The sequence below is a fragment of the Mycobacterium sp. NPDC050853 genome (assembly GCF_040653875.1).
GTDB lineage: Bacteria > Actinomycetota > Actinomycetes > Mycobacteriales > Mycobacteriaceae > Mycobacterium.
Genome location: NZ_JBFAGW010000001.1, coordinates 1,309,700 through 1,331,007 on the forward strand (window position 1 = coordinate 1,309,700; position 21,308 = coordinate 1,331,007).

The following is a 21,308-nucleotide window of genomic DNA, read 5'->3' on the forward strand; positions in this document are numbered from 1 at the left end:
TGCGATCATCTTCCGGTGCCCAACGATAAGAGCCGAGGCGGGAACTCTTCTGAACCAGCGCCGAAGGTCCAGACCGACAAACCTGGGTGGAAGCCGCGCGGTACTGGGGAGAATGTTAAAGGCAGCCAGGGCAGCGGTCGAGACCGCAAAGACGGTGGCCAGGACCGCGGACGAGGCAAATAGACCTAATTCGCGACCAGTTTCGGAAGCTGGGCAGATCTATCAAGGCATGGTCTCGACCCTGCTGGCCGCCGAGTTCGATCGAAAGAAGACTCTCGAAGCCAAGGGCGCAACGCTCGTAGCGTCGAGCGCTTCGGTATCGGCGCTCGTATTTGGCTTGCTCGTGATCGTCATGGGGAAGGATCGACTCTTCTCGGGGCACTGTGCCCGTGCAGCTTTGATCGCCGCGTTGGTGGCGTTCGTCATTTCCGCGAGCGTCGCGATCGCAGTTCAGACATATGGCTTCAAATACATGGTCATCGACCGCGAATACCTTGGGAAGCTGACGGACGACGACGAAGAATGGGGCCTCACAGCAGACGACGCGGCAAGGAACTGGGTTCACTGGCAAGTACAGACGATCACGACGTTGCGCAAGAACAACGGCATTAAGGCGCGTCTCGTGGGCTTCAGTTTGGTTACCCAGGGCATCGCCATCATGTTCTTATCCGCATCCGCAGCGTTCGAGCTCTACGGGCCGCGATAGAAAACCCCACCACTTCTAATGCCCAAAGCCCCGCGCCGCTGCCCCGGAGACAACGGCAACTGCGCCAACCTGATCCGGTTCACCAAGTACTGCCCCGAGCACACGGTTGCGTGGGCAGGCACGCGCACTAAGAGTGGCGAAGTCACGGGTACAGCTGCCTGGAAGCGCATACGCCGACAAGTCCTCAAGCGTGACAGCTACCAGTGCCAGATCACCGGACCGCACTGCACGGACCGAGCCACGCAGGTTGATCACATCGTCAACACTGCGGCCGGCGGCGCAGAGCTCGACCCGGCCAACCTCCAGTCAGCCTGCCCGCCTTGCAATGCCCGCAAGGCGCAGCAGGAGGCCGCCACGGCGCGTCGTCACAATCGCAGGATTACGTGAGGTCGAACATGCTGACCGGGCGGCCACCTTCGTTGCGGATCTGGGAGATACGTCCCATGGTGAGGCCACTTTCACGTGCCAGGCGCTTCGGAGGCACGCCCATCTCAAGGGCCTCGCGGATGAATACCTTCTGGTGATCCTGCGCCTGCTTGACCGATGTACGGCGGCGGGTGATTGTGGCGCGGTTGCGCCGGATCCCGGTGATCAGGACGTCGATGTGTTCATCGTCGCTATTGGTTTCTTTGTTTGTCATGAAGGAAACGGTAACTAGGTACGACAGGTTTGACAAGCATTCTTCCTGGCAGAAGCTCACTTATAGTTTAGTGAGTTAAAAATCTGGGCTGGATGCGCACCCCAGGCCACCACCCCCTCCCCGGGCCTCTCCGCTACGTCGTATAGCTCTGTGAAATCCGCCGTGTACGGATCCTGATATTTTCCGGCATGGCCAATTTGGGGATATTCAACAGCCCCACAACGGCTTTCGTTCCCCATATGTCAACTGCACTGACATCCGAACTATGCGTTTGCAAAGGTCAGATACCGTAGGCTGTAACGACGGTAGCGAGACGTCGAGGCAGCGAAAGTCCTTCCCGCGTGCACCGCGCAGGATTGGGATTCGCGGCCCGAGCGGATGCGTACTGAACCATGGGCACCCGCTACTCCGTGGGCTCAACCCTCGCTGGCCTCAACATTGATCGCAGCAACCAGAGCATCCTCCGCGGTACCGATCGCCTCCCAAGACTCCTGGGTGAAGACCCCGACATGAGCGATCAATGATTCGAAAACCGCATCGGCGGCCTTGCGGCCCGGCTCGTCGCAGACCATTCGAACCATCGATATGGCCCGGTGAACAGGTGCAATTTCCTCCGGGGTCAGGTCCTTGAAGCCCGCCCCCTCAGGGACAAGATCGATGCTCCGCGAGGCAAGAGCCCACACCGCGATAAGCAAGTCTGCCCCAGCTTCCCGACGCCGCTCAACAAGCTTGGTCTCGCGTTCGAACTCCCTGTTTGAAGTCGCGATCCGTTCCTGCCTTGCGTCGGCCCGCTTCTGAGTAAGCAGAACACCGCCAACGCCCACTATCGCGGTGAGCATTGCGGGGATACCGGTGATTAACGCGCTAGCGACGGTGACGTCAGCCATCGCACGATCCTCCCAGAACGAGCCTGGCACCACCTGTATATCGCGGGCTCCTCGTCCGATTCGGCAATCAATAGCCCGCCGACCTCGCTGAATACGACGCTCGCAGCGAGGACATTCAGAGTGCAGCTGACCTTGCTACGTGGCCGCGGAAGCCAGCTGCGCTATGTACGCGCGTTTGCGTGCGACAGCGGTGATCGTGCGGCCAGTACGTTCGGCGACCTGACGGTCGCTCAATGAGTCGTCTCGGGCGAACTGCAACTCATCATCGGTCCAGCGCCGCACCGCAGGCCGGCGGGCCGGGTCCGCGAAAGCCGTGCGCGCGTTTTGGACCGCGTGGGCGGTGCGCCCTAATCGCAGCGCGGTCTGAACCGCCGTCAACGACATGTCCAACGCGATCTCGATCTCCTCGACACGCCACGGCTGCTTATGCTGATGCGCCGCAGGCATGGTCAACAGCACCTTGTTCTCCGCCTGCTCGCGGCGATGCCGGCACACCTTCTCAGGATTGCGGGCCTTCCAACGCGCCTGACCTGCAGCAGCATTAGCCCGAAACTCATCCGGCATCTGCTCACGCCATTGCTGATGCCACTGCCGATACGCGGCTTCACAACGGCCACATCGACATCCCCACATTTCGTGGCCGTTCACCGTGCCGTGTGCATCCCCGGGCATAGGTCGCTGCCGTACCCCGGTCAGAACGCGCTGCCGACGCACCGCCGCCACTGTGCGACCCAGCCGCCGCGCCGCTTCGCGCACATCGATACCAGGATCAGCGGCGATAGCCAATTCCTCGACGGTCCACGCCTGGCCCTTCCTGGCCGCATCCCCTGTCTCACCACGACGAGACCCCTTGTGGGAACTGCGAATCCCCTTCACCGACGATACCGACCGCCCCAACTTCGCGGCAGCCTGCGCCTGCGTCAGTGACATATCCAGAGCCACCGCGATCTCCTGCGCCGACCACCGTGCCCGCTTCTGACGCTCCACAGCCTTACCAGCGCCGTACTGCAGCCGCGCCCACTTCACCGCCGCCTCAGTACGCCCCAGCCGCTCCGCCGCTTCCCGCCGCGACAACGACACATCCAGTGCAACCGCGAGTTCTTCAGACGTCCACGATCTGCCCATCAGCAGCCGACAGCTAGCGCTGCGTCTCCGTACATACCGTGAACTTACGCACCGCATGTGGAAAACCACCCGTAGGACCGCACCCCGCGTTCGTGGTGGCGTTCAAGATGACCTTGAGCGGCTTCTCCCGGTTCGGCTTGGACGAATCATCACACTTGGCACGAACAGCGGTCACCTTGCCGATACTCAAACAATCCGCGCTACTCCACGCGTAGTCGAGGCAGGCTGTGAATTGCCCTTCATCTGGGTTCATGTAGAACTTCTGCGCGACATCAGCGGGGCACTGGTCCGGGGTAGTTACCCGCTGAATCACCTTGTAGCCATTATCAGGCGACCCGCAATCAACAACTTTCAAGGTGGCGTTGCTGCTAGGCCCTTCAAAGCTCACACACGCACCAATAGGGGCGATCGCAGCACCCGGGATGCCGGGACTTTGTTGCGGAAACTGCCCGGGAATCTGAGCAAAATCTACGTGGCTATCTATTGGTTCTGCGGTAGCCTCGGTTGTTTTAGAGCTACCACCACATGCGACCAAACTTAGACTCAAGGTTACCAACGCGACGCAAGATCTGATCGATGTCGACTTACGCCAGTTCATTTCGGTTCATCCTGGATGGCCGCATTTGCGCGTGCCCTCTTTCGCAGTAAAAGAACTGCCAATGTCGCCACAACAGCCGCACTCACTGCATTGAGAATAGTCAAATCACCAGAACCCATGGTGCGGTCTATTATCGCAGCTGCAGCCAGGATTGTCGCGAAAACAAACAGCCCCACGACGGGAACAATCGACGTCGGAGCCACCAATCGTCCCGTGCGGCTTAGGAATAGCCTAAGCAGAAGACCTAACGCCGCGATACCTAGAAATACTGCGCCAATAAGTAGTGGAACACTCATTTCATAGTCCAATCAACGCCGTTACCCATTTTTAACACATTCCGACAACTGGACAGCGTTGCCAGCTGCTGACAACGCACCAAATCCAATAAGAGCAACACCGATACCCGCTTCTGCTGTAACAGCGCCGAGGATCACTGTACCGACCCCGCCTATCGTACCAAATATGCTGCTCATCCATTGTCCTACCGAGCATTTTGGATTAGCAATCTGATCTTCCAAATCGGCGATCTTCTTATTTGATTCAGCCACCTGATTTTGCAAATCGGCGATCTTCTTGGCGTCCTCGGCACGTTGCCGAGCCATATCCTCAAACTGTTTCTGCAGTTTGTCGATTTGGTCTTGCAGAGGCGGCTTCTGGCCCGTTTGGTCGCAGCCCTGAGGACAAGGCGGTGTCGGGGTTGGTGCCGGGTCAAGCGCCGGTTCAAACCACCAGATCGGGCTGCGGCCTCCGCCACCCCCAATACTCGGGACGGTAGTAGCCGCGGTGGTAGCCAACTTGACGGCAGCGGCCTGGCATTGTTGCTTCTTTTGGTCCAACTGCTGGGTCGTATCGTCCTGCTTGTTCTGCGGTTGCTGCTGGTTCGGCTGCTGCTGTTGCGGCTGCTGCCCCTGCTGAGGCTGGCTGCCCTGTTGCGGCGCTTGGTAATTAGGGTTCGCTTGACCGGGGCCCTGCGTGTAGGGAGTAGCGGTCTGGTAGTCAGGGATCTGACTTCCATGCTGCGGCTGCTGCCCCTGCTGAGGCTGCTGCCCCTGCTGAGGCTGCTGCCCACCCTGCTGGCCTGGAGCTTGTTGTCCGGCTTGCGGAGCGCCGCTGTTGTAAATACTGACGCCGTTGTCCTGATTGAGCGGCGGCTGGTTGTTGCCCCCCTGATAATCGGGCATGGAGCTGGGCATTTGCGGCGGCTGGAACTGCTGGCCCCCGTCCATGCCGGGACCGCCGGTGGGTCCGGGCGGCCCCGTTGGGTCGGCCGCTACAGTCGCCACCGCCGAGAATCCACTACCGGGGACGGTGTGGTCATCGACAACCTTCGCTCCACCAACAGCCAACGCGACAATCGCCACCACCGCCGACGCCCGCCGCAAACCTGCTGGCATCGTCCAACGATCCTTCATGACCATGAATGCAACAGCCCCTTTTCGTCGACGCTCCTCGCGTACGTCGCCGTATCATGACATAAATATGGTTGCCATGTCGATAAAACCCCAGACAACGAGTTAGCCACAGGAGCCCCACTCTTCCATCGGCCCTGGTAGACGTCAGACAACCTCACGGTCAGCGCTGGGATTTCCGAGCAACTCTCGACAACTAAACACCCTGCCCTGCGGGGACATCGGAACGCATTCGCCAGACCCCGTTCAATGATGTATACGCCGCCTTCCAGGTAGCGCGGGGAGGTGAGGCCGTTGGGGGTTCGTCACTTACGGCTGCGCCTGGATAAATATCCGCAGCGTGGGTGAGATCGACCAGGTGAGGTCGGGCTCAGTTTCCCACTTGGATCCGACCAGGCCGATTGGTGGCTTGGCGTCGAGGACGGTCTGCATCGCGGCGGCATCTGGCCTGTCTTGGTCCGCTATGCGCTTGAGCTGTGCGCGTTGGCCTTCAGACTGTGCCGCCCACCATTTCGTCCATAGGTCCTCGATGGTCATGTGAGGAATGCTGCCACTGGGCCCGGGCCTGCAGACAGGTTTCAGATGTCCAACTTCGGGGATCGCATTCGAGATGCGAACCTTCGTCCAAACCGTCGGCTACAGCTGCGGCAGCCGGTAACGGTAACGGTAACGGTAACGGGCATGAGCAAGTTTGGGGCTCCTCGGCCTGATCACCTTCCGATTTCGGCAGAGGTGTGGGATATGGCTCAGCGATACGAGCCGACCGGTCCGACTGTTTTCGTCGCGATGTACGAGGCTCTACAGAAGCTGGAGGCGGAAGTTGTCGCTCTTCGCGATGCGCGCACAGGCCATGGTTAACCCCGTACTTTCCCCGCATAAACGCCCGCGACACACCGCACACTTGTGTGTATCTGCGCGCATTATGCAAGTCCCAATTAGCTTGGTACGTAACACTTTAACAGACCAGCGCGGATGCTAGAGGACGGTAGCTTCCCAAGCTGAATACGCGGGTTCGATTCCCGTCATCGGCTCCACTACTTCCGGTACTTCCTCATGGTGGCTTCGTACTCCTCGGGGTTTTTGTGTTTGACCCAGGCGCGCACCGGCCAGAACAGCACCCACAGCACGCCATATCCCGCCCAGTAGATGGGCAGCATGATCATCAACGCGAAGAGCCAGCCCGGATAGATCAAAATCAGGCAGAACTGAGCGAACTGCTTGATCCCCACCGGTTGCCCCTCGGCCATCGAAATCAGGAACCCGGGCCGCATGGCCTCGAGAATCCATTTGCCGGCGGGCTTCTGTGCGGTGGCCGCGTCCTCGGTCTGCGCGGACGTCTGCTCGGAGGCTGTCGAGACAGGCTCAATACCCGCGGATCCGGTGGGTTCAAAGGCAGTCATGTCATTGACGCTAAGTGCCCACGTTGGAGATCCATTGAATGCCTGCATACGGCGCCCAGACGGGATCCAACCGATTTCCAATCACCCCTTCTTATGGTGGCTTTCCCTGGACGCGCGCGGCGTCCGCAGGTCAGATCAGGAGAACACCATGCGTACGGAGCGCCCCCCGGTAGCCCTTGCACTCGCGGCACTGTGTCTGTCCGTCACGCTCGCCGCGTGTGGCGGCGGTTCCAAGGACAACTCGGCGACGTCGTCGTCATCGAAGAGCTCGTCCTCGTCCACTACTACCTCCGCGGTGGCCCAGCCGGACAAGAGCAAGTTGTCACCGCGCAATCTGCAGAGCAAGGCCGGTGCGGCGAACTACACCATCGCCGACTACATCAAGGATCAGCGCATCACCGAAACACTTATCCACCAAGGCGATCCGGGTGCACCGCAGGTCGATATCCAGTTCCCGGACGGCTGGGTCAGTGCCGGGCCTGACACACCGGACTATGCCTATGGCGCGATCGTGTACACGGGCCCGGAGGCACAGGGTGCCAACTACACGCCCAACATCATCGCGATCTTGTCCCGGCTCGAGGGCAATGTCGACCCCCAGCAGCTGCTGGCATTGGCCGGCGGTGAGATGAAGAATCTCCCCGAATTCGTGCCCGTCGGCGACGGATCCGCCGAGGTATCGGGATATCCCGCCTATCGGATCGCGGGTTCCTACAACTTGGACCAGATCAAGGCCGCCTCCGGCCAGGAGACCGTGCTGATAACAAGCAACGGCGCGCTGTACATCTTGCAGATGAACGCCACCAGCAACGAGGAACAGAGCGAGGCCCTGTTCACGGCCATGAGCGCCATCGATAAGTCGATCACCGTCACCCCCTGACGATTACCGATCACGGGTGAAAGCTAAACGGCCAACCGCCGCGAGATGTGATCGTCCCAAGCATGCTCGCCGGTGGCCCGCGCAATCGAGTGCGCGCGGGAGAGGAGGTCACGTGCGTGCTGGATGCGGTTGTGCCGCTTCTCAATATCGGCCATCAGGCACAACCAGAACGGCATCATGACGGTGCTGCCGTCATAGGAGATGGCATCCAGCGCTTCGAAAGCCTCGGCCACCACATCCTCGCCCGTGGTCAGGGTGCGCGCCCACAGACTCACCAACCGGGCACATGCGGCCCACTGATGCGCCCCGGCGGCGGTCATCTCGTTGTAGACGACATCGGCCTCGCCCGCGATGCCATCGTGGATCCCGAGAATGGCATCCACCTCGACCAGAGTGAGTTTGGCGGCAAGCACATTGAACACATCGCCCCGCGACCGCGCGAGGTCGAGGCTCAGGTGGCAGTTTCGCCGCGCGGCCTCCCGGTCGCCACGGTTGGCCTCGGCGACCGCGACGAGGCAGTACGCCCGTGGATGCAGGAAGTGCATCGGGTCGGCGACAGTCACGGGCGCGGGGAACATCGCGAACATGCTCTTGGCTGCGGACAGCGCATCCTCAAACTCGCCGCGCAGGCCGTGAATCATCACGCGCACAAAGTGACTCGCCTCGCCGATATCCGAATCACCGGTCGCCGCGTGTTCGTCATCGAGCCCCTTGGCCATAACCTGGGCCTCGTCCAAGCGTCCGCGTGCGCACAGCATCATGATCTGTAACACGAAGGCTCCGTAGAAGTTCCGACCACTGCTGGCGCCCCCGAGCTCGAAGGCGCGCTGCACGGCGTCCACGGCCGACTCGCTGGAATGTCCCTCCCGGATACCACGCGCCCCGGCGAGGTGCAGCCACAGCGTGGCCTGCCGCCCCAGTAGTTCCGGCTTGGGCGGCAAGCGTCGGCAGATAGCTATGGCGTGTTCACAGAGAACGGAGACATCCTCGTACGCGGACCGATCCAGCGCGCGCTGCACCGCACTCTCGTGGATTTCCAACGCGGTGTGCGGGTTGATCTCAACCCCGGCGCGCCAGGCATGATCGGCCGTGGCGATGGCTTCCTCGTAGGCCATGGTGACGATGCCCGCAGACTGGCTCCGGGCAGTGGCGGCGTGTACGCCCATGCGATCTGTGCCCGGCATATGCGCCAGCACCGCATCCCGCACAAGGCCGTGGCTGAAGCGGAACACGCCGGGGTTACCCGGCATCTCGTCGAGCAGTCCCGTCTCGTAGGCGGGGCGCAGACGCCGCTGCACTACCGACACCGGCAGATCGACGATGTCGGACAGGGCCGCCACATCGAATACCGGGCCCACCACGGCTGCCGCCGAAAGCGTGTGGCGGCAGGCACCGTCGAGAACCGACAGCCGTCGGCCGACCGCGGCCGAGATGGCATCCGGCACCGTCACGCCGTCGGGCACCAAGGTGCTCTGGGAACGGGTCTTGGCATCGAGAACACGGACGAACTCCGTGATGTAAAGCGGATTTCCGCCGGTGTGCTCCCAGATCAGGTTCGCGTTCACCGTCGAGGGCACCGAGCCGGTGAGGCTTTCGACGAGGTCGACGGTTGCATCGAGGTCCACCCCGTCGAGATGGATGGTGGTGGTCGCACTGGTCCGCACAACCCGCTCGAAAGAATGCCGGTTCACCGGGCGGTCGCTGCCGAAGTAGGTCCAGTTTCCGATTACCTGGATGGGTAGCCACGGCAGCTGCTCCTGCAACAGGATCAACGCGTTGCACGACGCCGGATCTGCCCGCTGCACATCGTCGAGGACCAGAAGAAGTGTTTGGGCAGAGGATAATTCGCTCATTGCCGTCACGAGACCTTCCACCAGCGGGAAGCCGGTGGCGGCGGCCCGCGCTTGTGGAGCCGGTGCGTCCGTGCCGTTCCACTCGGGCACGAGCGCGTCGACGACACCCGGCACCGCACGCACCACCGCCTCCCGGGCCGAAGGCCCGAGCGCACGGCCCAGCTGGCGGAGAATCTGGATCCAGGTCCATAGCACCGGCAGTCGTATCCCCATCGGATGAGTGGCCCATGCCGTGGCCAACCCGTCGACACGGGCCTGCTCCGAAACAGCCTGCGCCAGTGACGTCTTCCCGATACCGCTTTCCCCGGCGAGCAGAACCAGCCCTCCCGATCCGGCTCGCGCTCGGTCCACCGCGTCGGCAATGGCAGACAGCTCCGAGTCCCGCCCGACCAGTGTCTCCCGCTTTCCGGGGCGTCGACCGGTCGTCGTAATCATCCGGCGTCCGGCCAGATTCAGTTTGAGTTCGGGAGCGTCGCGGGATATCTGGCGGTAGAGGGTCTGCAGTCCCTCTCCCGGCCGCGTTCCGATCTCCTGTTCGAGGATGATCCGCGCCCGGTCGAACGCACGGATTGCCTCAGTGGTGCGTCCCGTCCGGTACAGCGCCAGCATGAGGTGCCCCCACAGCCGCTCGTGCAACGGCTCCTCCGCAAGGGCCTCCTCGATCTCGGGAATGCAGGCCCCGCCGTCTCCGACCTGCAACACCGCGTCGAACCGCGCCTCGATAGCGGTGGTGCGCAGCGCCACATATCGCTGGGTGTCGGCCTGCGCGAAATCGTGGTGAGTGAACTCGCCGAACGGATCTCCCCGCCACAGCGTCAGCGCCGTCCCAAGGGTTTCCGCTGCCGGCTGCGCCTCACCCCTGATCAGGGCGCCGCGTCCGTCGTTGACCAGCTGCTCGAACCTGTGCAGGTCCAGGGTGTCGCCGGCCAACAAGTTGAGTTGGTAACCGTGCTGCCGCGATTCAAAGCGGGGACCATCGAGCTCCGTGGCCGAGGTAAGCACCCGGCGTAGATTTGCAACGTAAGAGCGAAGGGAGGCAACGGATTTTGCGGGTGGATCGTCTGCCCAGATAGCGTCGACCAATCTGTCGATGCTCACGACGGTGCCGTGGTTAGCCAGGAGCGCAGCCAGCACGCATCGCTGTTTCGGCCCCCCGAGTGACGCGACACAACTGTCGACGTGGGCTTCGATCCCACCCGACAGGAGGTACTCGACCATCAACCCTGACTATCGGCGACTGTTCTCACGCGCTGAGACGATACTCCGAGGTCAGGCGGTTGGTGGGGCAAGTTGATCTTGAATTCACACAAGATCACAGCCGTGGGTTACCTGTGTGACTCCTGTTAATGCCCGATCAGTGCATCAGACAGCTCTTGACGCCGTTGTAGACACCGTCGCGGTACGCATCGATACGATCGGAACCCTGCCCCTGCCGTTCAACGTCTCCGGCGCCGCGGAAGAGGAGTAACGCCGATACCGCCTTGTCCAGGTCGCCCGGAGACAGGTGGTACATGCTCCCCGGACGGTCCTCCAACAGAATGCTGGCAGTCCATGCCCCGGCGAGGCAGTCCGCGCGCAGCGACACCTTCTTGTCCGAGGAGTCCTGCTTCATCCGAGCGAGCACGGCCAGCCCGTACTGCGTCGCGACGAGTGTAGCGACCGCGAAATCACCTCCCTGACTGTATATTTGGGGCATGAACCCGGTAGCGTCAAACCCGACGTAATCCTCCGGGACACAGTAGAACAGTACGTAGCCGGCTGTTGACCCACTGCCGCATGGAGGCGCCTGCGACGGATCGAATGCGCGCATCGGCTGCAGCGGAATCCACTGCTCCCCCGTCAGTTTCGGGTAGACCTGCGACCAATAGTCCTCGAGGTCTGCCGGCACGCCCACGATGATGTCCTCGTACGGAGCGTTCCCTCCGGCGGCCGCATCGGCGACGTTCCGGAACGGAACCTCCACCACCACAGGATCACCGTTGCGATAGCCCTTGCACGCCTGAGTCCCTTTATCGAATCCGGTGCGGAACGAATTCACTCGGTCAAATCCGCTCCCGTGCGCGCTCGGATCGGCTTTCTCGGTGCCGGGTTCATCGCGCAAAAACAGAAACCCGGCCAATGCCTTATCCAGTTCGCTCTCGGTGGGCTTGAAGGTATCGGCTTTCGCGTGCGCCGCCCAGGCCCCGGCGAAGCAGTCGGCCTGTATCTCCCTGGTCACCGTGGCACCTTCGAAGTCGGCGCGCGCCTGTACCGCGTGCCCCCATTCGTGCGCGAGAACCACAGGTATGACGAAATCCCCGAATCGCTTACGCAGATCGGGAAGCAATCCCTCGGCGTCCCATGCGACATCGTCGGCCTTGGGGCAGTAGAAAGCGTTTCCGGCGATATCCGCGGCCGTGGCCGCGCACGGGGGCAGGTCACCCGAGGACGGCGCAACGGCGAAGAAGCCACCCTTGACGGGTGTGTAGTCGCGACCATAGAGCTTCGGGAACTCATCGCCCCAGAACTGCTGAAGATCCGAGATCGCCTGGAGTGCGATCTTATTCACCGGCGTCGACGCATCACCGTGGATCTGCACGGTCGGCGTCGGCGAGGTGGTTCCAGATACCTCCGCCACCGGTTTCGTGCATCCGGCGCTCGCCACCGCAACGGCCGAAACCACCGCGAGCGTCCTGTACATCACTCCAACCATTCGCATCTCATGCTCCCTGGGTGATCGAATGACTTTGTCGGACAACTATTTAGGCTGCTCGTCGACCTTGAAGTCGTAGAGAACGTCCCCGCCCTGGACATCGGTGACCGTCACGGTCACGCCATAGGCCTGCCCGTCGTCCTTGATCTCGCACCGCAGCGTCGCGCCCTTGGCGCCCTTCAGGTTGTCGGGGCATGTCACCGAATCGGGCTTATGGAACTGCTGCGTGATCTGGTCGCTGATGCCCGAAGCGACCGCAGCCTTGTCGAGGGTCTCGACCATGTCGAAATTGACGCTGTCACCCTTGATCTGGGTGACCGTCACGTTGACGTTGTAGGGCTTGTCCTTGACCTTCATCTGGCAGTTGGTCTGCGCCCCCACTTCTGCTTTCAGCGCGTCGGGGCACGTCACCGTTTCGGGCTTGTTGCCGTCGGCGTCGGTCATCTTGGCCGTGATCTGGCCGACCACATCTGACTTCTTGACATCTCCCGAACCGATGGAGAAGGAACAACCAGGCAGACCGGCGAGCAGCCCGGCTGCGATACCCGATACGAGCAGGGTGCGTGCGACTGAGGTGGTCATAACGGCCCTTCCTGTACTGAGCGATGGTTCTCCGGCCCGGATCACCATGGCGCGCAGCGACGCCCACGCCGCTGACACAAACCGATCTTGCGCAGCGCCGTTGGAAATTGATTGGACCGTCGGTTGGAGATCGCTAGGAGGCCAACTGGTCGAACGTGGGGTTTAGTCGCCCGTAGGTTTCTTCGCGGGTTTATCCGGGACGCTCGGCTTCTTCCCCGAGACGTCTCCCAGCACCTTCCTGATTGCCCCGCCCAGCCCGCGCATCACGTTCGGCTGTTTGGTCGTCGTGGACATCCCAGGCTCGGGTTTCGACGTCACGGCCGGCGCCTTCGTCAACATCGTCTGCTGCTTCGGCTTTAGGCCGGGCCGCACTGTGGGCGTTTTCGTCTGCGGGGTGGCTTCTTTGGCTTCCGTTGTCGTGGCGGCCGCTCGCGGCGTGATCGGGATGGGCTTGGTCAGCGCTTCACGGATCGGCGCGACCGATTCCGCGACCGTTGTCGCCACCGCCTCCCCCGTCGCCTGCACCGCCGTCGCAATACTTCCCGTGCTGCCCAACGTCGTGAGAAATGCATTGGGCACCCGCGTCACGACGAGCGTGAGCTGTTCTGTCGAATGAAACGCCACCGCCCAAAAGACCTCAGTGCCGCGCACCGCGGCCGCCTCCAACGGCGTGTGTACGACGGGCACCGACTCCGGCCCCGGCGGGTTGGTCAACGCGTCAAAGAGATCTGAGCGCGCCTGCGTCAGAACCTGCGGGAGCTGGCCGGGCTGGGTGAGCGCCGCCTCACCGATCCGCACGAGCCCCACCGCGATCACCTCGGTACCGAACTGTGTACGCGGCACCACCTGATCCAGATCGGTGCGGATGAGCCCGGTCCACACATCGTTGGCCGCGCCGCTCACCGTCGCGCCCGTCAATCCGAGCGCCTGCAACAGCGGCTGTCCGGACTGCAGCTGGGTCACGAATGTCCCCGGCGACAGCAGCACCGCCGTCGGCACCTGGACGGCACCTTGGACGACGAAGGGACAGATCAGCGAGCAGTTCTGCACCTGGTTGGCCAAGAACTGGGTAATCAATGCGCCGGGCGCAGGCTGCACCGACGCCGCGGTGAGATCGACGTCGAACCGCGCGCTGCGCACGGACGGCCCCGGCGGAGCATTCACTCCTACGGCCGTCGCGAGTACCGCTGACGCATATGCCACCGCGAGAAGTCTCACGCAGTAACCACGAACCAACCCGCCATCGGGTTCGATCGGGGAGAAACCGGTTAAGCCCCGGCTTCCTCCGGCACATCGTGGCGTACCACCCGGACCTTGCCGCGCGGCAGGCTGGCCACGTACCCGTGGTACTTGCCGTAGATCTCCCACGCCGTGTCGAAGTCGTCATGCGGCACGTCGATCACATGGTCGTCGGAGAACTCCATGTGCAGGTCACCCTGGTCGTTCCACCTGGCCTCGGTACATGTAGAACCCGAGATGTTGAAGAGCGGACGCTCCTCATCCAGGACTGCCTTCGGATCGACGCAGACGATTTCCCGTGGCCACCTCCCTGCCGGGGGCAGCGTTAGCCACATCGGCACGCCGACAACCACCTCGTTGTAGTCACCCATGCTGATTACCAATCCGTCGCGGAACATGATCCGCTGGACTGGACAACCCTCAATCCATGCTTCGGACATACCTTCACTCTGAACCCGCCACTGGGCCAACACAAGGGGTTGACTACACAAGTTTTATTGTCGAAACTAGACGAAACGTAAACGTTATTTGTGCTGCCCGTGAACCGTCGGCAGCTACTCCTTGTGTGAAGTCCGGGCATCGTCTCCAGGCTTCCCCGGATTCGCCATGCCGATGGCGGTATCTGTGGTGACATCCTTTGCCGTGGCCTAGCATTCGCTATGAGCTAGCAGCGTGGCTAGCACCGTGCCGGAGGGACACTCATGACAGCGGAGCTATCGGAACCTGTGGGACGGCCACGGATCACCCCGCGGCCAGCGCCGACAGCGAGTCCCCGGCTGCCCCGCCCCGGTGACTTGACCCTGCGGGAACGCGCACTGACCGAAGCCTCCGCACTCACCGATATCGCCCTACGCACCGTCGGCGCGCTGTCGGTCATCGGAGTCGTGGCCCCGAGCATCGTCCTCGACCGGGAGTTCGTGGCCCGCGAGCGCGATAATCTGGCGTTTTACGGCGAGCTCGCCGCCATGGGCGATGCCAATCTGTCCTTCCCGGCACCGGAGTCCACGCCTGTGGTCTTCTCCCGCCCCGCAGGCCCGGTGGCACAAGCATTCGCGAAGGGCACCGTCGAGAACCTGGATTTCGAGAGCCCCTACCAGGCGCGCAACCCCGCCCTGGGCGACTATTGGAAACGCTTCCCGCACAATAGTATTGCCCGCGCCCAGCACTGGCGGCATGACGACGGGCCACGCCCCACCCTGTGCGTGATCCATGGGTTCTTCGGGTCACCGTATCTGCTGAACGGGGTGTTCTTCGCGTTGCCCTGGTTCTTCCGCAATGGATACGATGTTCTGTTGTACACCTTACCTTTTCATGGACGGCGTGCCGAGAAGTTTTCGCCGTTCAGCGGGGCCGGATACTTCAGCCACGGGTTCACCGGCTTCTCCGAATCAATGTGCCAGGCCGTGCACGACTTCCGGATATTCGTGAACTACCTGCGCGGCACCGGAGTTGAGAAGATCGGACTCACCGGGTTGTCCCTCGGCGGTTATACCACCGGCTTGATCTCTACCGTCGAGCCCCGAATCGATGTCACCATTCCCAATGTCCCCGTGGTGGACGTGAAATCACTGCTGCATAGCTGGATTCCGGCGGAACCCATGATCAAGCTCGCCACCAAACTCGGTCACCTGGATCAGGACCAGCTCAACGGAGCGCTGTCCTACTCGTCACCGCTCACCTATCAGCCGGTGGTGCCCAAGGAGCGACGTCTGATCATCACCGGGCTGGGCGATCGCCTAGCGCCCCCGGAGCAAGCCGAAATGCTGTGGGAACACTGGGATCGCTGTGCGCTGCACTGGTTCCCCGGAAATCACCTACTGCATGTGAATCAGGGCGACTACCTGCATCACATGACCGACTTCCTGGGCCGGTATCTGAACACCTAGCCCTTGACGGCCGATACCAGACTTATCGAGTTGAACATGTACCAGGCGCCCTCGGTCGGCGGTGGCAGCGCACGTCCGGACTGCTGAAGGAAGTCCAACAGCTCGGTTCGTTCCGAATCCCAACCATGGCAATGGAACCAGGTTCTGGCCTCACTGCGCTGCTCGTTGTAGATCAGGGAGAAGAAATCCGAATTCGCCTGGTCGCCATTTTCGTTGGCACCCGCCACCAGCATGTCGAAGACCACGTCAGCGTAGGTCGTCATCTGCTCGATGCCCACGAAGCTACCCGGAGCCGCGAGCTCGTCGATGGACTCGAAGAGTCGTTCCTGAGCGTCTGCAGGCAGGTAGATCAGCAGTCCTTCAACAATCCACGCCGAAGGCGCCGATGGATCGAAGCCCTTGTCCTGTAGCGCTTTACCCCAGTCTTCGCGGAGGTCAACAGAGATCTCCTGACGGGTCGCCTTGGCGTCGACGCCGTGCTCCGCGAGCACCTCGCGTTTGAACTGATGCACCAGCGGCTGGTCGAGCTCGAAGATCGTCGTCTCCGGAGCCCAGTCGAGCCGGTAGGCCCGCGAGTCCAGCCCCGAGGCCAGGATCACCACTTGCTTTACCCCCGCCGCAATCGCCCTACCGAAGTACGCGTCGAAGTAACGTGTGCGAGCCCCTTGGAAGCTCACGAAATACTGCCCGAATTCCTCGGAACGCAACGGATGTTCGGGCACGCCGCCCGCGACGAGGTCGGACCATTCCCCGCCCGCGGCACGGCAGAACACCTCCGCGTACTGGTCGACCGCCAGAGGAGCAGGTTTCGTGGCCTCAAGCGCCCGACTGGCCGCCACGAATAGGGCGGTCGAGCCGACGCTTGTGTTGATGTCCCAGGTGTCCCGATCGGTGCGCATGGCCGCGAGCGTACTCCCCGAGTGTGACAACCAGCTTGACATGCATGGGCGCAGCGATGACGAGCTAGTAGGCCCCGTCGCTGCGCGCCACCGCACGGAATGTGCGCCACAAGATCGACACGTCGGACACCATGGACCAGTTCTCGACGTACGACAGATCCAGACGCACCGCCTCATCCCACGGCAGGTCCGACCGTCCGCTGACCTGCCACAGACCGGTCATACCGGGCTTGACCAGCAGGCGACGCTTGATGACGTCGGTGTACTCCTCCACCTCGCGGCGCAGTGGCGGCCGCGGGCCCACCAGGCTCATCTCACCGCGCAGCACATTGAACAGCTGGGGCAGTTCATCGAGGCTGGTGCGGCGCAAGAACCGGCCCACCAGGGTGACCCGCGGATCCTCACGCATCTTGAAAAGCGGTCCGGCGCCGTCATTTTGGGTCATCAGCGTAGCGACCATCTGATCCGCGCCGGCCACCATGGACCGGAACTTGATCATGCGGAAGGGGTTGGATCGCACGCCGATGCGCTCGGCCGTGTAAAACACCGGTCCGCGCGACTCCAGCTTCACCGCAAGGGCGCAGGCCAGCAGAATGGGACTGAATCCAATGATGAGCAGCAGGGCGCCGAGCCGGTCGAAGAGAACCTTGTGTAGCCGAGAAGCACCCTCGTACTGGGGCTCTGCGAGATGAATCAGCGGCATCGACCCAGCCGGACGCACCCTAACCCGCGGCTGGTCGACGTCGAACACGCCGGGTGACACCAGCAGGTTGACCCCGATCTCACTGAGGCGCCAGGCGAGCTCGCGCATCTTCTCCGGACCGAGCTGTTCGGTGGCGGTGACCGCCACGGTATCCGCGCCTGCCTCCATCACCGCTGCGACGATGCGGTCCTCCGAACCCAGGATGGGAATCACCCGGTCGACGACCTCGATGTTCTGGCCCGGCGCGCCGAGATACCCGGGGACGCACACGCCGACGACGCGGTACCCGAGCGCGGTGTCGCGCCCGAAGTTCTCGGCCAGGTTGAGCGCTGCGGCGTCACCGCCGAGCACCACGACCTTGAAGATCTGCTTGCCGCGGGCGCGCTGCCGATTAAGCCAACTGCGACTGAGCTTCCGGTTGAGCAACAGGAAGACGATTCCGACGATGAGGGACATCCCCATCGCGAAACGCGAGACGTTGAATTTGAACAGCACGCTGACGATGGTGAACAGGCCGAACATATGGAATGTCGCGCGCAGCACCCGCTGGTATTCCTCGCCACCGCTGCCCATGAGGTACGGGTCCCTGCTGCGGTACACGCCCAGTAACAGTGCCCAGTAGCAAAAGAACCCGATCCTGATCCACAGCTCGGCGGGAGTCATCGGGTTGGTGGCGTTGCGCAGCTCAATCCAGGTCCAGCCGGCAATCGCGACGATCAGGGTGTCCGTGGTCAGCAGCCAGCGGGTGTAACGGTCTCCCCAATGCGCCGCGCGATGCCCCGCCGAGACGTGGCCGACTGACGCTTGCGATCGGCGCGGCCGGCGCACGCTGCCCACGCGGCCCCTGAGCCGAGTAGGCGCAGGCGAGCCTTCGTTCACCGCGACCACGAGCGTGTCCTCTCAGAACAAATCCCAACAGCAAAATCAAGCAGCTCGTCATGGAGCATCGGGTGCGGAAGATTCCGCACAGCCCTGCAATGACAACCATCGCGCAAACGACTTGAGCCGGTGGCGGCACCACAGGGGTAAACGCCCGTTACCAGATTTCGTTCGGAACGAAATGTATCCAGAGAATCGCCCCCGGGCAACATCTCACCCACGAAGGGGGGCAATTGTGATTGAGCTCACGAGGCTCAATGGTAAATGTGCAGCTGGTACTTATTTCAGGAAGGTCATATCACGGTAGCAAGCGCTTTGAACTGGGCAAATACAAAACTCTGTCATGTCAACAAAAAGTTCATCAAGTACATACTTAGCTCGCACCGGAGCTACGGAGTCATGCCCCAGCAATGAGAAAGCTGACTTAATCTTGACCGCTGTGCAACATGTTTGCCAGCACGCAGCGGTCTGTCCAGAACGTCCGTCGGATGCCCGATCATGACTGGCAGGTTTGCTCGCGAGCAGACGGGGATTCCAAATAGATCTGGTAACGGCTATAACCACACGGTTAGCGGTCCGATGTGTTCCGCGCCGCAGCGCTAACTGGATACGCTTGTTAGCTCAATAGCGTTTCACACGAGGTCGCGGCCGGTGCGAATTCTCCAGTTGAGATCGATCATCAGGGCGTTGAACGGGAAACGCCGCAGCGCGTTGGGCAGCAGACGATTTATCATCGCCAGGACCGCGATGATGGCCCCGAAGGTTCGCTCGTGCGACGGGCTCCAGGGCAGCCGCATCTCGTCCCGGAACTTCTGCGGAAGGAATCCCGTCGTCATGAGTCGCGAGAAGGCACCCACTGGCCGACGCAAGAAAGGCGGCACCGCGACTGCCGCCGACGCGATCCGGTACAGATACGGGCGCACGTGATCGTCGATGTGAACGAGGTCCAACGACTGCTCCCAATACGTGTCGTACTCCTCGCACGACTTCGGCCACATCGCCAGGGGCATCTGCAGCGTGGTTCCCATGACGGCGCCATCCTTTAAACACCGCTCGGCCATATCAGCCGTCATCGGACCCACGAATGCCTCGTACACGTCGACGAATCCCTTATAGAGGCAGATCGCGACCCACTTCTGCAGGTCGGGGTCGAAGGCGTTGTATTGCACCGCGTCTTCGGGGGCCGAACGCACCTGCGCGTGTGACCGGTTGGTCGCCTTCCGGAATGCGGCCTTCTGCTCGGGGGAGCCCATCGTCGCGACCGCCAGATAGGTGAAGGTGGTGCGGGCTCGCTTGACGGGATGCAGATCGGCACGGCCGCTCTCGACCTTGCTGTCGACCACGCCATACCCCACGCCGGGGCGCGCCAACTGCATGATGACGTTGGCCGGACCCGCCAACAGGGCCAACCCCATCATGTTGTCGACCATCGTGGGCTGACGCCGCCAGGACCACCACGGCGAGAGACGCGCGACCGGTGGCACCGGCTCGTTGCGACGGGTACGCGAGCCAGGTCCGCCATCGCCAACAGCCTGCTCGCCTATGTCCAGTGCCCGTTCGATCGTCATCGTTGACCCCTTATATCTGCGAACGCTTGTTCTCAAATATCGTCCAGAGTGTGTCCGGCTGTCAAGATGTATGGGTGACGTCATCGCGGGTGTACGGGGGCGTGGAGGCTCCAGATCGCCGGGCCGAGCGCCGGAACCGACTCTTGGAGGCCAGCCTTGACCTGCTCACGTCCGGTCCCGCACCGAACCTGACGGTCCGCGGCGTGTGCAAGCAGGCAGGTGTGGTGGCGCGGTACTTCTATGAGAATTTCACCGACCTCGACGAACTGACTGCGCAGGTGTACGACGGTGTGATCGGCCAGGTCGCCACCTCAACACAAAAGGCCGTAGACGCCGCGCCGTTACGCGGGAAGACTGCGGCAGGTATCGCCAATATCGTGCACGCCATCGCCGAGGACCCTCGGATAGGCCGCCTACTCTTCGGCAGCAATTCGGCTAATTCGGTTATCGCACAGCGTCGCAGCGCCGCCGAGCAGCTGTTCGCGACCCTCTCCGGCCAACACCTGAACAAGACTTATCAGCTCGCCAACGACGAATCAATGCGCGCTGCAGCCTATTTCGCGGTCGGCGGCGTCGGGCAGACGCTGGCCGCCTGGGTATCCGGCCAGCTGAACCTGGGCACAGAAGAACTCGCCGAAATACTCACCCGACTCCTGGAACCGATCAGGCGTTAGCGATTTCCCGCGGGGTGCGCTCCGCGGCCGTCTTCGGCGCAACACCTATATCCGCGGCGGTGAACTCCTTTGTCCAGCACGCAAACTCAAGTGTGATGCCGTCCGGATCGAGGAAGTAGAACGACCGCACGTACACGCCCGGGTGCAGCTCCCTCGAGACCTGGAACTCGCTCTCGTCGTGGTTGAGGATAGGCCCCACCCGGACGCCCTTGGCCTTGAGCTTGACGCGGTACTCGTCGAACTTCTCGGCAGGAACGTGCAGCGAGATATGGTTCATGGAGCTGACCGCGCTCACGATGTCACCGATTCCCGGAATGGCTGCGGGGGCCGATATCCCCGGAATTCCATCCGGTGCGTCTTTGAACCAGAAGAAGGCCAGACTGTCGCCACCGCCGGCATCTAAGAAGAAATGCTGCCCCTGTCCCATGGGCAGGTCGAGCGACTTGATGAGCGGCATGCCCAGCACGTTGGTGTAGAAGTCCACGGTGCGCGCCATATCCGAACACACAAGCGCCACATGGTTGAAACCACCGAACTCGAATTCGGAGTTGGGGTTGTTGGGTTTGATCATCGTCATGGGGAGCCTCCTTGATCCGACCACATGATCGCCTTGCGTTTTACGCTGACCTGAATCTAACATCAGATTCAGAAACGGGTCAATACCCTGCCGAGCAGACACGTAATGCAC

Annotated in this window: 22 protein-coding genes; 6 read left to right on the plus strand and 16 right to left on the minus strand. The window is 62.1% G+C overall.

All coding sequences use genetic code 11. From position 1 onward, the window contains the following. Positions 1-229 precede the first annotated feature (229 nt). A complete protein-coding gene (locus tag AB0H22_RS06480) occupies positions 230-706 on the plus strand; it encodes a hypothetical protein (protein ID WP_358145570.1) in 477 nt (158 codons plus the stop codon). Positions 707-724: 18 nt separating this feature from the next. Beyond that, positions 725-1,093, plus strand: a complete 369-nt coding sequence (locus tag AB0H22_RS06485; RefSeq protein WP_358145572.1) for an HNH endonuclease signature motif containing protein — start codon at positions 725-727, stop codon at positions 1,091-1,093. On the opposite strand, the gene AB0H22_RS06490 is transcribed toward AB0H22_RS06485, so the two are convergent. The 6 genes from AB0H22_RS06490 to AB0H22_RS06515 all read right to left on the minus strand — a co-directional run bounded on the left by AB0H22_RS06490 (position 1,086) and on the right by AB0H22_RS06515 (position 5,902). Beyond that, positions 1,086-1,346 carry a hypothetical protein gene (locus tag AB0H22_RS06490; RefSeq protein WP_358145574.1) on the minus strand — a complete coding sequence of 87 codons (261 nt, stop codon included), beginning with the start codon at positions 1,344-1,346 and terminating at the stop codon, positions 1,086-1,088. The two genes, AB0H22_RS06485 and AB0H22_RS06490, sit on opposite strands and share 8 nt — an antisense overlap. Positions 1,347-1,762: 416 nt before the next feature. Next, complete coding sequence (locus AB0H22_RS06495) at positions 1,763-2,233, minus strand: hypothetical protein (protein WP_358145576.1); 471 nt, start codon at positions 2,231-2,233, stop codon at positions 1,763-1,765. Between the two features lie 135 nt (positions 2,234-2,368). Next, complete coding sequence (locus AB0H22_RS06500) at positions 2,369-3,358, minus strand: hypothetical protein (RefSeq protein WP_358145578.1); 990 nt, start codon at positions 3,356-3,358, stop codon at positions 2,369-2,371. A gap of 13 nt (positions 3,359-3,371) precedes the next feature. After that, positions 3,372-3,746, minus strand: coding sequence for a hypothetical protein (locus AB0H22_RS06505; RefSeq protein WP_358145580.1), 375 nt, complete (start codon positions 3,744-3,746; stop codon positions 3,372-3,374). Between the two features lie 527 nt (positions 3,747-4,273). After that, positions 4,274-5,374, minus strand: coding sequence for a hypothetical protein (locus tag AB0H22_RS06510; protein ID WP_358145582.1), 1,101 nt, complete (start codon positions 5,372-5,374; stop codon positions 4,274-4,276). Positions 5,375-5,674: 300 nt separating this feature from the next. Continuing rightward, entirely contained in the window at positions 5,675-5,902 is a 228-nt protein-coding gene (locus AB0H22_RS06515; protein WP_358145584.1) for a hypothetical protein, read from the minus strand. 144 nt (positions 5,903-6,046) lie between these two features. Here AB0H22_RS06515 and AB0H22_RS06520 point away from each other — a divergent pair, with 144 nt between their 5' ends. Next, positions 6,047-6,223, plus strand: a complete 177-nt coding sequence (locus tag AB0H22_RS06520; RefSeq protein ID WP_358145586.1) for a hypothetical protein — start codon at positions 6,047-6,049, stop codon at positions 6,221-6,223. A gap of 176 nt (positions 6,224-6,399) precedes the next feature. On the opposite strand, the gene AB0H22_RS06525 is transcribed toward AB0H22_RS06520, so the two are convergent. Beyond that, positions 6,400-6,765 carry a hypothetical protein gene (locus AB0H22_RS06525; protein WP_358145588.1) on the minus strand — a complete coding sequence of 122 codons (366 nt, stop codon included), beginning with the start codon at positions 6,763-6,765 and terminating at the stop codon, positions 6,400-6,402. 148 nt (positions 6,766-6,913) lie between these two features. Here AB0H22_RS06525 and AB0H22_RS06530 point away from each other — a divergent pair, with 148 nt between their 5' ends. Further along, positions 6,914-7,645, plus strand: coding sequence for an LpqN/LpqT family lipoprotein (locus AB0H22_RS06530; RefSeq protein WP_358145590.1), 732 nt, complete (start codon positions 6,914-6,916; stop codon positions 7,643-7,645). Between the two features lie 23 nt (positions 7,646-7,668). On the opposite strand, the gene AB0H22_RS06535 is transcribed toward AB0H22_RS06530, so the two are convergent. The 5 genes from AB0H22_RS06535 to AB0H22_RS06555 form a co-directional block, all read right to left on the minus strand. Further along, complete coding sequence (locus AB0H22_RS06535; protein ID WP_358145592.1) at positions 7,669-10,716, minus strand: BTAD domain-containing putative transcriptional regulator; 3,048 nt, start codon at positions 10,714-10,716, stop codon at positions 7,669-7,671. A 136-nt stretch (positions 10,717-10,852) separates the two neighbouring features. Continuing rightward, complete coding sequence (locus AB0H22_RS06540) at positions 10,853-12,196, minus strand: neutral zinc metallopeptidase (RefSeq protein ID WP_255485620.1); 1,344 nt, start codon at positions 12,194-12,196, stop codon at positions 10,853-10,855. 39 nt (positions 12,197-12,235) lie between these two features. After that, a complete protein-coding gene (locus AB0H22_RS06545; protein WP_358145594.1) occupies positions 12,236-12,772 on the minus strand; it encodes a DUF4333 domain-containing protein in 537 nt (178 codons plus the stop codon). A gap of 162 nt (positions 12,773-12,934) precedes the next feature. Next, entirely contained in the window at positions 12,935-13,936 is a 1,002-nt protein-coding gene (locus AB0H22_RS06550) for a hypothetical protein (RefSeq protein ID WP_358146111.1), read from the minus strand. A 104-nt stretch (positions 13,937-14,040) separates the two neighbouring features. Continuing rightward, the gene (locus AB0H22_RS06555; RefSeq protein WP_180749182.1) at positions 14,041-14,451 is read right to left on the minus strand and encodes a DUF6188 family protein; all 411 of its coding nucleotides are present in this window, start codon (positions 14,449-14,451) and stop codon (positions 14,041-14,043) included. Positions 14,452-14,712: 261 nt separating this feature from the next. Between AB0H22_RS06555 and AB0H22_RS06560 the strand changes: the two genes are divergently transcribed. Beyond that, entirely contained in the window at positions 14,713-15,897 is a 1,185-nt protein-coding gene (locus AB0H22_RS06560) for a prolyl oligopeptidase family serine peptidase (RefSeq protein ID WP_358145596.1), read from the plus strand. On the opposite strand, the gene AB0H22_RS06565 is transcribed toward AB0H22_RS06560, so the two are convergent. The 3 genes from AB0H22_RS06565 to AB0H22_RS06575 all read right to left on the minus strand — a co-directional run bounded on the left by AB0H22_RS06565 (position 15,894) and on the right by AB0H22_RS06575 (position 19,946). Then, positions 15,894-16,796 carry a class I SAM-dependent methyltransferase gene (locus AB0H22_RS06565; RefSeq protein WP_180749184.1) on the minus strand — a complete coding sequence of 301 codons (903 nt, stop codon included), beginning with the start codon at positions 16,794-16,796 and terminating at the stop codon, positions 15,894-15,896. The two genes, AB0H22_RS06560 and AB0H22_RS06565, sit on opposite strands and share 4 nt — an antisense overlap. 64 nt (positions 16,797-16,860) lie before the next feature. Then, the gene (locus AB0H22_RS06570; RefSeq protein WP_358145599.1) at positions 16,861-18,387 is read right to left on the minus strand and encodes a sugar transferase; all 1,527 of its coding nucleotides are present in this window, start codon (positions 18,385-18,387) and stop codon (positions 16,861-16,863) included. 623 nt (positions 18,388-19,010) lie between these two features. Further along, on the minus strand, positions 19,011-19,946 hold the full coding sequence (locus AB0H22_RS06575) for an oxygenase MpaB family protein (RefSeq protein ID WP_358145601.1): 936 nt from the start codon (positions 19,944-19,946) through the stop codon (positions 19,011-19,013). A 74-nt stretch (positions 19,947-20,020) separates the two neighbouring features. On the opposite strand from AB0H22_RS06575, the gene AB0H22_RS06580 reads away from it, so the two are divergent. Further along, the gene (locus AB0H22_RS06580; protein WP_358145603.1) at positions 20,021-20,620 is read left to right on the plus strand and encodes a TetR/AcrR family transcriptional regulator; all 600 of its coding nucleotides are present in this window, start codon (positions 20,021-20,023) and stop codon (positions 20,618-20,620) included. On the opposite strand, the gene AB0H22_RS06585 is transcribed toward AB0H22_RS06580, so the two are convergent. After that, a complete protein-coding gene (locus AB0H22_RS06585) occupies positions 20,610-21,191 on the minus strand; it encodes a VOC family protein (RefSeq protein ID WP_180749769.1) in 582 nt (193 codons plus the stop codon). The genes AB0H22_RS06580 and AB0H22_RS06585 overlap by 11 nt on opposite strands. Positions 21,192-21,308: the final 117 nt, after the last annotated feature.